General features: G+C 65.1%; 10 protein-coding genes. 7 read left to right on the plus strand and 3 right to left on the minus strand.

The window, feature by feature from the left end:
• The first annotated feature begins 202 nt into the window (after positions 1 to 202).
• The 7 genes from GA0061098_RS11395 (at position 203) to GA0061098_RS11425 (ending at position 10456) form a co-directional block, all read left to right on the plus strand.
• The gene (locus GA0061098_RS11395; RefSeq protein WP_091956429.1) at positions 203 to 2533 is read left to right on the plus strand and encodes a putative bifunctional diguanylate cyclase/phosphodiesterase; all 2331 of its coding nucleotides are present in this window, start codon (positions 203 to 205) and stop codon (positions 2531 to 2533) included.
• Positions 2534 to 2724: 191 nt separating this feature from the next.
• Positions 2725 to 3450 (plus strand): N-acyl amino acid synthase FeeM domain-containing protein, encoded by a 726-nt coding sequence (locus GA0061098_RS11400; protein ID WP_018317776.1) that lies wholly within the window; start codon positions 2725 to 2727, stop codon positions 3448 to 3450.
• A 307-nt stretch (positions 3451 to 3757) separates the two neighbouring features.
• Positions 3758 to 4246, plus strand: a complete 489-nt coding sequence (pal, locus tag GA0061098_RS11405) for a peptidoglycan-associated lipoprotein Pal (protein ID WP_018317777.1) — start codon at positions 3758 to 3760, stop codon at positions 4244 to 4246.
• Between the two features lie 204 nt (positions 4247 to 4450).
• Positions 4451 to 5515, plus strand: a complete 1065-nt coding sequence (ybgF, locus tag GA0061098_RS11410; protein ID WP_091956430.1) for a tol-pal system protein YbgF — start codon at positions 4451 to 4453, stop codon at positions 5513 to 5515.
• Between the two features lie 76 nt (positions 5516 to 5591).
• Positions 5592 to 6650, plus strand: coding sequence for a tRNA lysidine(34) synthetase TilS (gene tilS / locus GA0061098_RS11415; RefSeq protein WP_091956431.1), 1059 nt, complete (start codon positions 5592 to 5594; stop codon positions 6648 to 6650).
• 264 nt (positions 6651 to 6914) lie between these two features.
• On the plus strand, positions 6915 to 8840 hold the full coding sequence (ftsH, locus tag GA0061098_RS11420; RefSeq protein ID WP_018317780.1) for an ATP-dependent zinc metalloprotease FtsH: 1926 nt from the start codon (positions 6915 to 6917) through the stop codon (positions 8838 to 8840).
• Positions 8841 to 9010: 170 nt separating this feature from the next.
• The gene (locus tag GA0061098_RS11425; protein ID WP_091956432.1) at positions 9011 to 10456 is read left to right on the plus strand and encodes a hypothetical protein; all 1446 of its coding nucleotides are present in this window, start codon (positions 9011 to 9013) and stop codon (positions 10454 to 10456) included.
• Between the two features lies 1 nt (position 10457).
• Here GA0061098_RS11425 and GA0061098_RS11430 read toward each other — a convergent pair whose 3' ends face one another.
• The 3 genes from GA0061098_RS11430 to GA0061098_RS11440 form a co-directional block, all read right to left on the minus strand.
• Positions 10458 to 11141, minus strand: a complete 684-nt coding sequence (locus GA0061098_RS11430; protein ID WP_245323229.1) for a class I SAM-dependent methyltransferase — start codon at positions 11139 to 11141, stop codon at positions 10458 to 10460.
• Positions 11142 to 11149: 8 nt separating this feature from the next.
• Positions 11150 to 12145, minus strand: a complete 996-nt coding sequence (locus tag GA0061098_RS11435; protein WP_091956434.1) for a glycosyltransferase family 2 protein — start codon at positions 12143 to 12145, stop codon at positions 11150 to 11152.
• Between the two features lie 165 nt (positions 12146 to 12310).
• Entirely contained in the window at positions 12311 to 13873 is a 1563-nt protein-coding gene (locus tag GA0061098_RS11440) for a hypothetical protein (RefSeq protein ID WP_091956435.1), read from the minus strand.
• Between the last annotated feature and the right edge of the window lie 21 nt (positions 13874 to 13894).

Genomic DNA, 13894 nt, shown 5'->3' on the forward strand with positions numbered 1-13894 from the left:
ACGCGCCGATTTTTTCGACTTTTCTGCGCAAAGCAAGCCTTCCTTCACCTTGTGCCCGGCAAGGCTTGCCTAGTTGCTTGATATTTAAGCGGAAATCGGTTCGCTGATACCGAAAAACAACTCGACTTTAACGATGTTCCCTCAGAAAGACTTCATCTGGGCTGGGTAAGACTACGCGCCAAACAGGACGCGTAACAAGCCAATGCAACTGGCCGACCAGAAGCAGAGTGATCGAGACGAGCTGGAGCCGATACTCTACGCCGCTCTCATCAACTCCATGGTGCAGAATTTCTGGGCGATCTTCTTCGGCTCGGCCTCCGCGGCCGTGGCCGCGGTGATGACTGCGTTGAAGACGGGCGATGTCTGGCTGTGGCCGCTCGCCTTTCTGCTGATCGCTATCGGCACCGCGCGCGCGTTCCAGATGCGCGGATATGAAAACCGCACCCAGGTGCTGTCATTCGAAGAGGCCAAGCACCTGGAGCCGCGTTACTGGATCGGCGCGCTGAGTTATGCGGTTGTGCTCGGTGTGTGGGCCTTCGTCGTCATCTACAACAACAACGATCCGGTCGCCGACATGCTCTGTGTCGCCATCGGCATCGGCTACACTGCGGGCGGCGCCGCCCGCAATTACGGGCAGCCCCGGGTGATCCAGTGGCACGTCGCGCTGGCCTGCGGTCCGATGTCGCTCGCCTTGCTGCTGCACGGCGGCTTCTACCACATCGGTCTCGCCATCCTGCTGGTGTTCTTCTTCATCGGGCTCAAGAACATCAACCTCAGCCTGCATGCGATCTTCGTCAAGGCGCTGACCTCGAGCTTCCGCGAATCCGCGCTGGCGAGCCAGTTCGACACCGCGCTCAACAACATGCCGCACGGGCTGTGCATGTTCCGCGCCGACGGCCGCCTTGCGGTGATGAACCACCGTTTCGGCGAGCTGATGGCCTTGCCCGAGGACCTCGTCAAGCGCGGCGCCACTGCCGCCGATATCGCGGCGGCCTGCGTGTCCGCCGGGTCGATCTCGGCGGAGAGCGGCAACCTCATCCTGGCCGAGATCGAGCATGCGCGGATCTGCGAGATCGTCACCGCCGATCCGGATTCCTCGCGCGGCCGTACCTTGGCCTGGACGTTCCAGCCGATGACCGGCGGCGGCACGGTGCTGCTGCTGGAAGACATCACCGAACGCACCAATGCGGAAGCACGCATCAGCCATCTCGCCCGTTACGACGAGCTCACCGCGCTGCCCAACCGTGTCAGCTTCCACGACGAGATCGAGCGGCTGCTGAAGAATTCGCATCATGCCGAGCGGCTTTCCGCGCTGCTCTTTGTCGACCTCGACCAGTTCAAGCAGGTCAACGACACGCTCGGTCATCCCTGCGGCGACCAGCTGCTGTGCGCCGTCGCCAACCGTCTGCGCGAAATGCTGCGCCCCGAAGATTTCGTCGCCCGTTTCGGCGGCGACGAATTCGTCGTGTTCCAGCAGAACATCTCCTCGCCCGAGGACGCCGCCGCGCTGGCCCGCCGCATCGTCGAGCGGCTGAGCGAGCGCTACCGCATCGACAATCATTTGGTCGAGATCGGCGCCAGCGTCGGCATCGCGCTGACCTCGCCGGGCGATGCCAGTGCCGATACGCTGCTCAAGAACGCCGACATGGCGCTGTACCGCGCCAAGGCCGACGGCCGCGGCACCTTCTGCTTCTTCCGCGACGAGATGGCGGCGACCGTCGAGGCCCGCCGCATCCTCGAGCTCGACCTGCGCAAGGCGCTCGCCAACGAGGAATTCGAGCTGTTCTACCAGCCGCTGGTCAATCTGAAGTCCGGCAAGATCACCACCTGCGAGGCGCTGCTGCGCTGGAATCACCCGGTGCGCGGCACGGTCTCGCCGATCGACATCATCCCGGTCGCCGAGGACATGGGCCTGATCGTCGATCTCGGCCGCTGGATCCTGCGCCGCGCCTGCATGGAATGCATGAAGTGGCCGGAGGGCGTCAGCGTCGCCGTCAACTTTTCGCCGCAGCAATTCCACCAGCGCGACGTGCTGAGCGAAATCCGCTACGCGCTGGAGGTGTCGGGCCTGCCGGCGCATCGGCTGGAGATCGAGATCACCGAGTCCTCGCTGCTGCGCAACACCCAGCTGACCCACGACATCCTGTCGCAATTGCATGCGCTCGGCGTGCGCATCTCGCTCGACGATTTCGGCACCGGCTATTCCAGCCTCAGCTACCTGCACAATTTCCCGATGCAGAAGGTGAAGATCGACCGCTCCTTCCTCGAAGGCATCGACACCGACCGCCCGCTGACGCTGCTACGCGGCGTGGCGCGGCTGTCCGCCGATCTCGGCATGGCCGTCGTGGTCGAGGGCATTGAGACCAATGAGCAGCTCGATTTGATCAGCGCCGACGGCACCGTCTCCGAGGCGCAAGGCTATCTGTTCAGCCGTCCGGTGCCCGCCGTGCGGATGCGCCAGCTGCTCAACGCCTCGCATGGACGGCGCGGTGAAGGCCAGCTCCACGTCGCCAGCTCGCGCTCCTTCGCTTAAGTCCGTTTCTCGAAACGTCCCAACATTTCAGGCTGTTGCAGCGGTACCGTAGTGCTACGGAGGTTAACCCTAACCGTTCGATTGCTTTGCATACTTGTTAAGAAGGTGTTAATAAATCGTGGCGCGCGCGCAAGTTGTCTTGCGGCAATTGCCTTTGAATGTCGCGACGTGAGTGTGGGTAAGGAGTTGGAATGCAGTCCTCAGCCAGATCTGTCATTTCGGCTGTTGGACGGGGAGCGGAGCTTCTGACCGACGTCGATTATCATCTTGCGGAAACCGTCGCGGAGAAGGAGGAGATCTACAATCTCCGCTACCGCGCCTATCTGCGGGAGGGCGCGGTCAAGCCCTCGGCCGATGCGCGGGTGACCGACCGCTACGACGAGCTGCCGAACGCGTGGACCTTCGGCGTCTATCTTCATGGTGAGCTCTGCAGCTCGGTGCGCATCAGCGTACTGACGTCGGAATGGCGCGAGTCCACCTCAGCCGATGTCTTCCCCGACATCCTGCTGCCGCGGCTCGATCGCGGCGAGGTCATGATCGACCCGACCCGCTTCGTCGCCGATCCCGACCAGGTCAAGCGGGTTCCGGAATTGCCCTATCTGACGACGCGTCTCGCTTACATGGCCTGCGAGCATTTCAATGCCGATCTCGGCCTCGCCATCGTGCGTCCCGAGCATCAGGCCTTCTACCGGCGGGTGTTCCTGCATGAGACGATCGCCGAGCCCCGCCTGGTTCCCGGCCTGACCAAGCCGTTCGGACTGATGGCGGCGGACTTCCCGACCTTCCGCAAGAAGGTGTTCGAGCGTTATCCGATCATGCGGTCGACTGCCTTCGAGCGGCGGATGCTGTTCGGGCGCGGCGGCCAGCGCCAGGTGCCGCAGCGGCCGGTGCTCGTGGCGGATGCCGCGCACGCCTAAAGTCGGCGGTGGCGTGGATGCGGCTCCAGGTTTGAGTCTGGGCTCGGCCCTTTACCCGTCGCGCGTCGCCACGCATCACGCCCTGGGCCCAAAATTCCGGCGAAAGCCGGCGTATTTGCCGGCCGGCGCGACTTGCCTTCACCCTCGCGCCACATTTACAACCCATTAACCATGACGGGTGCTTTTCGCTGGTTGGGGGCATTTGATCGGCTGAGGCAAGGTTCCGTCAAGGTTGACGGAACGTTCGCTTAACCAACCCCCTGTAGACCGGACAGCAGTGGACTAACGTGAGCGTGGAGGCTCCGGAATGAAACATCCTATGCGTATCCTCCAGGGATTGAAGCTGGTCGCGGTGCTCGCCGTCGCGCTGTCGATGGGCGCCTGCGCCAACAAGAATGCTGCGACGGATGCGATGGCCAATGCGGCAACGCCTGGCAGTCAGCAGGATTTCGTCGTCAACGTGGGTGACCGCGTGTTCTTCGAAAGCGACCAGACCGATCTGACCCCGCAGGCGATCGTGACCCTGGAGAAGCAGGCGCAGTGGCTGCAGACCTATCCGCGCTACAGCTTCACCGTCGAAGGCCATGCCGACGAGCGCGGCACCCGCGAATACAACATCGCGCTCGGCGCCCGGAGAGCCCAGTCGGTACGTTCGTTCCTGGCCTCGCGCGGCATCGATCCGAACCGCATGCGCACGATCTCCTACGGCAAGGAGCGGCCGGTCGCCGTCTGTAACGACATCTCCTGCTGGTCGCAGAACCGTCGCGCCGTCACCGTGCTGAACGCGAGCTCCTGACGCCGAGATACTGACACTCAGTCAGGCGCCGTTCATCTTCCAAAACCGATTATGCCGGCGCCCTCTCGGGCGCCGGTTTCGTTTCAGCAAACCGTGACCTAAAACCCCTTGGTTCAAGTCACGTTTTTGGCGTACTCCCTTCCTCATTATGTGGCGCGGCGAATGGTCCGCCGTGTGCCACGTCGCTTTTGTCGTCAGGGCAAGATGTCATCGAAATTCAAGGCAATTACCGGCACCGTGGCAACCGTCGCGCTGCTCTCTTTGTGCTCGCCCGCAACTGCGCAGTCGGTCTTTGCGCAGTCGGATGATGCCGACCCCGAGATGCGGATCGAGCGGCTGGAGAACCAGCTGCGCCAGCTCACCGGCCAGAACGAAGAGCTGCAATACCGCAACCGCCAGCTCGAAGAGCGGCTGCGGGCGCTTGAGGGCGGCGCCCAAGGCGCGCCCGGACAGGCGCCCAACGTCGCGGCGATGCCGCCCGCCCAGGTCGGACCAGGTCAGGTTGCGCCCGGCTATCGCCAGCAGCCTCAGCAGCAGGCCGTGCAGCCGAATTACGAGCAGCCGCAGAGCGCCGCTTCTGCGCCGATCGTTCAGGAACAGCCGGCGCCCGGCGCCCCCGGCACGCGCCGCCGCGGCGATGCCTTCGATCCGAACCAGAACCCGAACGCGCCGGGTGCGCCGCGCGCGCTCGGCGGCGGCCCGCAGCCGATGCCGTCGGGAGCACCCGGAGGCCGCGGCGCCGGCGAGCCGCTCGATCTCGCCAACACCGGCCCCCGTTATCAGCAGCAGGCCGCTCCCCCGGCCGCGCAGCCCGGCTATCCGCCGGCCCAATCCGGCTCTCCCGCGCCATCAGGCGGCGCCGGCCTGACCACCCTGCCGCCCTCGGCGACGCCGCGCGACGAGTTCGACCTCGGCATCGGCTACATGCAGCGCAAGGACTATGCGCTCGCCGAGCAGACCATGAAGAACTTCACGCAGAAGTATCCGAGCGACCCGCTGCTCGGCGACGCGCAATACTGGCTCGGCGAGAGCTATTTCCAGCGCCAGCAATATCGGGACTCCGCGGAAGCCTTCCTCGCCGTCACCACCAAATACGAAAAATCGGCCAAGGCCCCGGATGCGCTGCTGCGGCTCGGCCAGTCGCTCGCCGCGCTGAAGGAGAAGGAGGCCGCCTGCGCCGCCTTCGGCGAGGTCGGCCGCAAATATCCGCGCGCCTCCGCCGGCGTCAAAGCTGCGGTCGACCGCGAGCAGAAACGGGTGAAGTGCTGACGTCGGGGTCCTGACAACGCGGATGGTGCTGCGCTAGACATCGTAACCATCCGCCTGCGAATGTCAGGGCCGCGTCATGTCAGACGACGACAATTCTCCGATCTCGACACGCGAAGCGAGGCAGCTCTTCGCCGGCCTGAAGAGCGCGCCGGCGCTGGTGCTCGCCGTATCGGGCGGACCCGACTCGGTCGCGCTGATGTGGCTCGCGGCGCGCTGGCAGCGCAGTCTTGCGCGCGGCCCGCGTCTCACCGTCGTCACGATCGATCACGGCCTGCGGCGAGAGGCGGCGCGTGAGGCGCGCGAGGTCAAGCGGCTCGCCACTGAGCTCGGATTGCCGCACCGGACCCTGCGCTGGCGCGGCGCAAAGCCGACGACCGGACTGCCGGCGGCGGCGCGCGAGGCGCGCTACCGCCTGCTCGCGCAGGCCGCGCGTGCCGTCGGCGCGAGCCATGTGCTGACCGCCCACACCCGCGACGACCAGGCCGAGACCCTGTTGATGCGCCTGTTGCGCGGCAGCGGACTTGCCGGGCTGTCGGCAATGGCCTCCCTCAGCGAGCGCGACGGGATCGTGCTGGCGCGTCCGTTGCTCGAGGTCCCGAAGTCGCAGCTGATCGCGACGTTGAGGCGGGCCAAGGTCGGCTTTGCCGACGATCCCACCAACCGCGACACCGCCTTCACCCGGCCGCGGCTGCGCGCGCTGCTGCCGCTCCTTGCGGCCGAGGGTGGCGATGCCCGCACGCTGGTGCGGCTCGCGGCCCGGCTGGCGCGGGCCAATGCGGCGGTCGAGCTGCTGGCCGACGGCGCCGAGCGCTTCCTCCGTTTGCGGGATCGCGGCGATGCGCCGCAGGCGGGCGTTCGAAGCTTCGAGGCCGCGGCCTTTGCCGTCCTGCCCGAGGAGGTCCGGCTGCGGCTCCTGCTGCGGGCCATCAACGCGCTCGGGCATGAAGGGCCGGCGGAACTCGGCAAGGTTGAATCCCTCCTGGCCGTGCTCGACCAGGTCATCGCCGCAAGCCCTCGCGCAGGCGCAAATGGCCGGCCGGCCTTGAGGCAGACCCTTGCGGGAGCCTTGATCAGCCTTGCCGGCGGGCGTATCCACATCGCACCGGCGCCGGCCCGGCGTCGTAAGGGCGGATAGGCGCGGACGAGGGCGGATCATGACACCGGCCAATTCGGCCTCGTGCCGTCAGGACACCTTAACCAGGCAGGAAAAACCCCGGTCAGGTCGCCATTATTTCAGCGGGAATCGCTCTAAGATGGGATAAATAGTCCCATCTCGTTCCCTTGGCAGCGACCGGGGCGGCACCTAAATTGTATGCGTCTAACGATGAGGATTCCTTGGGGATTTCCTCGTAGAGCCCAAGGATGAGGCCGCGATCCGCGCGACCACGAAGGAAGATCGATGAACGCCAATCTGCGCAATTTCGCCCTCTGGGTCATCATTGTCTTGCTGCTTTTGGCGTTGTTCACGCTCTTTCAGAATCCAGGTCAGCGGGCCTCCTCGCAGGACATCGCCTTCTCGCAGCTCCTCAGCGAGGTTGACCGCGGCAATGTGCGCGACGTCGTGATCCAGGGGCCGGACATTCACGGCACCTTCACCAACGGCTCCAGCTTCCAGACCTATGCGCCCAGCGACCCGACGCTGGTGAAGCGCCTCTATGACAGCAAGGTCCAGATCACCGCGAAGCCGCCGGGCGACAACGTGCCGTGGTTCGTCTCGCTGCTGGTCTCCTGGCTGCCGTTCATCGCCCTGATCGGCGTGTGGATCTTCCTGTCGCGGCAGATGCAGGGCGGCGCCGGCAAGGCGATGGGCTTTGGCAAGTCGCGCGCCAAGATGCTGACCGAAGCGCATGGTCGCGTCACCTTCGAGGATGTCGCCGGCGTCGACGAGGCCAAGCAGGACCTTCAGGAGATCGTCGAATTCCTGCGCGACCCCGGCAAATTCCAGCGCCTCGGCGGCCGCATTCCGCGCGGCGTGCTGCTGGTCGGCCCTCCCGGCACCGGTAAGACCCTGATCGCGCGTGCGGTCGCGGGCGAAGCCAACGTGCCGTTCTTCACCATCTCCGGTTCTGACTTCGTCGAGATGTTCGTCGGCGTCGGCGCGAGCCGCGTCCGCGACATGTTCGAGCAGGCCAAGAAGAATGCGCCCTGCATCATCTTCATCGACGAAATCGACGCGGTCGGTCGTCATCGTGGCGCAGGCCTCGGCGGCGGCAATGACGAGCGCGAGCAGACGCTGAACCAGTTGCTGGTCGAAATGGACGGCTTCGAGGCGAACGAGGGCGTGATCCTGATCGCCGCGACCAACCGTCCCGACGTGCTCGATCCCGCGCTGCTGCGTCCGGGCCGCTTCGACCGCCAGGTCGTGGTGCCCAATCCGGATGTCGTCGGCCGCGAGCAGATCCTCAAGGTTCACGTCCGCAAGGTGCCGCTGGCCCCCGATATCAACCTCAAGACCATCGCGCGCGGCACCCCGGGCTTCTCCGGCGCCGACCTGATGAACCTCGTCAACGAGGCCGCTTTGACCGCCGCCCGCCGCAACAAGCGGATGGTGACGCAGGCCGAATTCGAAGAGGCCAAAGACAAGGTGATGATGGGCGCCGAGCGCAAATCGCTCGTCATGACCGAGGAAGAGAAGTTGCTGACGGCCTATCACGAGGGCGGCCACGCCATCGTCGGCCTCAACGTCGTCGCGACCGACCCGATCCACAAGGCGACCATCATTCCGCGCGGTCGTGCGCTCGGCATGGTCATGCAGCTCCCCGAGCGCGACAAGCTGTCGATGTCTCTCGAGCAGATGACCTCGCGGCTCGCGATCATGATGGGCGGCCGTGTCGCCGAAGAGCTGATCTTCGGCCGCGAGAAGGTGACCTCGGGCGCGTCCTCCGACATCGAGCAGGCGACACGCCTGGCCCGGATGATGGTGACGCGCTGGGGCCTGTCCGAGGCGCTCGGCACCGTGTCCTATGGCGAAAACCAGGACGAGGTTTTCCTCGGCATGTCGGTGTCGCGCACCCAGAACGCATCGGAGGCGACGGTCCAGAAGATCGACACCGAGATCCGGCGTTTCGTGGAAGAGGGCTACAACGAAGCGACGCGTATTCTCACCGAGAAGCGCGCCGATCTCGAAGCTCTCGCCAAGGGCCTGCTCGAGTTCGAGACGCTGAGCGGCGACGAGATCGTCGATCTGCTCAAGGGCAAGAAGCCGAACCGCGAGTCCGTGCTCGAGCCGAGCACGCCGCGCGCCTCCGCGGTGCCCCCGGCCGGCAAGTCGCCGCGCCCGCGGCCCGATGCGGATCCCGGCCTGGAACCGCAGCCGCAGGCGTAATCGCGAGCGGCAGGTGAGATTGCAAAACGCGGCGGAAACGCCGCGTTTTTTGTTGGCTGGCGGTTCGCGGATGCAGGGCGTTCCCGGCGCGAGCGAAGCGCGCGGCTTCCGGGGCAAACGCGAGAATCACTAAAGAAGAACTTAACGCTTGCGTCCTATTTTGGCCCGCCATGACTGACCAGGTCGTCCACAGCGCGGTTCAACCGTTTTCGGCACGTGCAGCGCTCCCTTGGGCAGTGGGCCTCGGCGTCTATGCCCTGTTGCTGATCGTTGGGCCGTGGCTGCTCGGTGATCCCGACAGCTATTCTCATATCGAGGTCGGGCGTTGGATCATCGCGCATGGCACCCTGCCGGAGAGCGATCCCTTTTCGTTTTCGAAGCATGGCGCGCCCTGGATCACGTTCGAATGGCTCTCGGAAATCGTCTACGCCGGAGCCTACGCACTGTCCGGCTGGCCCGGCGTCGTCATCGTCGCAGCAGCGGCGATAGCGCTCGCCTTTGGCCTGTTCACCTTCTTCCTGCTGCGCGAGCTCTCGCCGGCCCTGACGCTGCTCATGGTGATCGCGGCCGTCATCCTATTGGCGCCGCATATGCTGGCGCGGCCACATGTCCTCGTGCTGCCGGTGATGGTGATTTGGGCGGCTGCCCTGGTGCGCTGCATGGATCGCGGCGGGCCTCCGCCATACTGGGCGCTGCCGCTGCTGGTGCTGTGGACCAATCTGCATGGCAGCGTGGTGCTCGCGCTCGGGCTGATCGGTCCGGCCGTGCTCGAGGCGCTGCTGCGTGAGGAGCGAAGCGAATGGCCGCGCGTGCTGCTGCGATGGCTGCCCTTCTCGGCCCTTGCCCTCGCAGCGTCCTGTCTGACGCCGCACGGGCCGGAGCCGCTGCTGATGCCGCTGACGACACTCGGCCTCGGCTCTGCGCTCGCCTGGATCGGGGAATGGCGGCCGCAGGATTTCAGCCATGTCGGTGGCTTCGAGTTGCTGCTGCTGGCCGGCATCTTTGCGCTCACGCGCGGCGTGACGCTGCCGGTCGTGCGGGCCCTGGTAGTGATTGGCCTGCTCCATTTCGCATTGGCGCAGGTCCGCAACGCGGATCTGCTGGCCATGCTGGCGCCGCTCTATTTGGCGGCCCCCTTGGGTCGGAAGTTCGGCGGGCGGATCACGGACGATGCGGAGGGCGCGTCGCGCGGCCTGAATCTGGCCGCATTCGGTGTTCTGATCGCGATGAGCGGGGCGGCGCTGGCGCGCGACATACGGCCGGCTCCCGTCATCACCCCTCAAGCTGCCGTCGCGCAAGCCGACCTCGCCAAGGCGGGGCGCGTGCTCAACGATTATTCCTTCGGCGGCTATTTGATCTTTGCCGGCATTCCCACCTTCATCGATGGTCGCGGCGAACTGTATGGCGGGCCGTTCATCGACCGCTACAATCGTGCCCTGGCGCTGGTCGACCTCGCAGATTTTCTCAAGCTGCTCGACGAATACGACATCGGCGCGACGCTGCTCGCGCCGCGGACACCGGCCGTCGCGATGCTCGACCGGCTGCCGCAGTGGCAACGCGTCTACAGCGACGACGTGGCGGTCGTGCACAAGCGGCGGGATACGCCGCAAAGATAAGTCAGACGGTACCGAAGGCCGCGTATTGGCCGCCGAGCGACACGCCGCTCAGGGCATCTTCGAGGCGACGCGCCGGTTTGGTGTCCCAGGGGAGCAGCAGGAAATGGCGGGCGCCGATCTCGCGCAAGCCGCCCGCGGCCATCAGCTTTCGGACTTTGCCGGCACTGAGCAGGACGGCGTCCCGGTCGAACTCACAGCGCGCAACGGCAAGACGTGTCAGCGGGTTGTAGGGATTGTGCTCGATCACGCAGACGAGCCCCCCGGGGCGTACCACCCGCCGCATCTCGGTGATGAAATGCGTCCATTCGGCCGGCACGATATGGTGCATCACGCAGATGGCCGTGACGAGATCGAAGCTGGCGTCCTCGAAGGGAAACGTGCGGCCGTCAAACTCGCGGTAATCGACCTCGCTATTGGCCGCGCGGGCCTGCGCCAGGCTGGCCGACGAAACGTCGATACCGCCCAAGCAGCCGACCATGCCGTGCAGCAGGGGATGAAGGCTGCCCACGCCGCAGCCGACGTCCAGCATGTCGGGCCTCTCGGTGTTCAGCCGCTGCGCGATCAGATCGCCCAGCAGATCGGCCTTCGCGCGCATGAAGAAATCATGCGGCAAGCCGGAGAAGTCGATCGAGGATTGGACAACGTCACGGTAGTTGGCGTGATAGCCGTCGAAGAGCTCGCTCATGCGCCGGATCACTCGTTGACTGCGTGGATTGCAGGTGCTGCCGCCGCCTCGTTGCGATCGAAGCCGGCGCGCGTCTGCACCACATAGAGCGGACGGCGTTTCACCTCGGCATGGATTCGGCCGACATACAGCCCCACGATACCGGTCATCAGCATGTTGATTCCGCACAGCAGGGACACGACGACGATCGTCGACGACCAGCCGGTCACGAGATGGCTGTCCTTGCTGAGCCACAGCAGGATCACCCAGCCGCCGTAGAGCAGGGCCAGTCCCGAAACCGTCAATCCGCACCAGATCGCAAGCCGCAGGGGCAGATCGGAAAAGCCGAGCGCGGCGTTCACCGCGAGCCGCACCATCTTGAACAGCGGGTATTTGGTTTCGCCCGCAGCGCGCTCGAGACGGTGGAAGGCGACCTCGGCCTGCCGGAAACCGAGCCAGGCGATCATGCCGCGTACGAATCGATCCTGCTCCGGCATCTGCCTGAGTGCGTCGAGCACCTTGCGATCGATCAGGCGGAAGTCGCCGACATCGGCGGGGATGCCGACCGAGGACATCCTGCCGAGGAGCCGGTAGAACAGATGAGCGGTCGCACGCTTGAACCGGCTTTCGCCTTCGCGTGACAGGCGGCGGGCGTGGACGACGTCGTTGCCTTCCTGCCATTTTGCGATCAATTGCTCGATCACTTCGGGCGGATCCTGCAAATCGGCATCCATCACGATGATCGCGTCACCTTCCGCGGCGTCCATGCCGGCGGTGATGGCGACCTGATGGCCGAAGTTTCGCGACAGGCCGATATAGCGAAAGCGCGGATCGCGCTTGGCGAGCGCCTGGAGCACGATCGAGCTGGAATCGCTGCTGCCGTCGTCGACGAAGATCGCTTCAGCCGGACCGTCGAGCCGGGACAAGACCAGGTCGAGCCGGCGCAGCAGGACCGGCAGCACGGCTTCCTCGTTGAACACGGGGATGACGAGGCTGTAGCGGATCGATCTGGAATTGGCCGCCATGCGAGAGATTCCGGCTGGGTTGCAGGGGCGGGAGTCTAGTTCGGCGGTGGTTAAGGTCGCCTTGCCGCAACTGTTAAGGATCTAGGGCCCTCGGGCGATTGAGGGCGGAGGCGGAACGGAATGGCGATGCCCGATTAACCATGCTTGCGCAGCCGCGGCTTCGGTCTAGGACCTGTGGCGGATCTTGTAGAGGACAAATCGCTCCGAGGTGTCCAGCACCTCCAGCAGTTCCGGCAGCGGGTTCGCGGCCGGCGGTCCGAGCACATAGAGATAGTCGTAGTCCCGGTACCAGGTGCGGATGAACGGCGGAACGTCCGCCGGCGGCTGGCTTGTCGCAATCGCAGTGAGCAGCTCCGACGGCACCGGTCCTCCGTAGGGAATGGCAAGGCGGCGCACGCCCTCGCGTGGCCGCACGGGCTGCTTGCCCGCTTCCGTGAAGAGATTGGGTACGAACGCGTTGGCATAATGCACGGCCAGCGTCGGCGCATAGTACATCGGATACGAGGTGAGGTCGGCGAAGGGCGGATCACCATTGTCGCCCGTGCTTCCAACGAGAACGCGTGAGCCGCGCTCGATCTTCTGGAACGAGGCGATGATCGCCGCATAGTCGGCGCGGTAAGGCAGCCATACCGCGAAAACGACCGCGAGATTGATCAGTATGATGCCACTGATCGCAGCGAGCGCAGCCGTTCTCCAGGCCCGGCTCGGCAACGACAGCGAGCAGAAGGCCGGCAGGATAAGAGCTGCAGCGGGAATCACGCGAAGGTCGACGAACGAGGTTCCGAACAGCTTCGAGGGAATGATCAGATAGAGCAGCGCAAAGCCGATCGCGAGCCAGAGGCCGGCCGGCTCGAGCTTGAGGACGCCGCGCCTTGCGGCGAAAAGCAAGGAGATCATCAGCGTCAGGCCGGTCGCTGCCGCAACCGTCAGATTGTAGCCGTTCATGATGCGCAGCGGCCAGATCGGCTTGAATCCGAGGAACCAGCTCGTCCCCTCGCTTCCGATCGAGCCCGCAGTCATTTGCATGATCCCAAACAACACGAGCGCCGGCAGGGCCACCGCGCCGAGTCGCGCGGCCACAACCAGGTACGATGTTCGCTGCTGACGAATACGCGAGAGCTCGTAGAGGCCAAGCGTCGCGCCGTAGATGCCGAGGGAGAAGAAATGCGCCGCATACAGCGCAGCGACGAACAGCACGTTGGCGACGAAACGCAGTGGCCATGGACCTTCGGCCAGCATCAGGTAGATTGCGATGCCCCAGAGGGCGAGGCCGAGGCCAAACTCGAAATTCACGAAGCCCCAGCTGAACGGCAGACAGTAGAGGAAAGCGAGCGCAGCGAAGCCGGCAAGATGAACCCGTCCCTTCCGCGCCCATTCCAGCAGCAGCGCGCCCCCGACGATCAGCAATTGGCTCAGCAGCAGAAACAGCCGTGTGGCGTGCTCGACGCTCATCAGCCGCGCCAGCTGCGGCACCAGCAGATCCATTCCAAGGTTAGGATAGAAGGCCCAGGCCACCTCGTAATACGGATTGGCGTCGGGGGTGCCGTTCCGGCTCAGGATGTACATGCGGGCGAGGTGATTGGGATAATCCACCATCGCCGGAATGGGGGTCAGCAGCACCGGAAGAAAGGAGACCGCCGCCAGCACCGCAAGAACGGCGATCGCCACGGACCGCTCCGAGTCGAGCCGAGCCGGGATTGTCAAAGTCGGCCTGTCAAAAGAAGACATGTCGCGGGATCGCCGGGGTTT

This window comes from Bradyrhizobium shewense (assembly GCF_900094605.1).
GTDB lineage: Bacteria > Pseudomonadota > Alphaproteobacteria > Rhizobiales > Xanthobacteraceae > Bradyrhizobium > Bradyrhizobium shewense.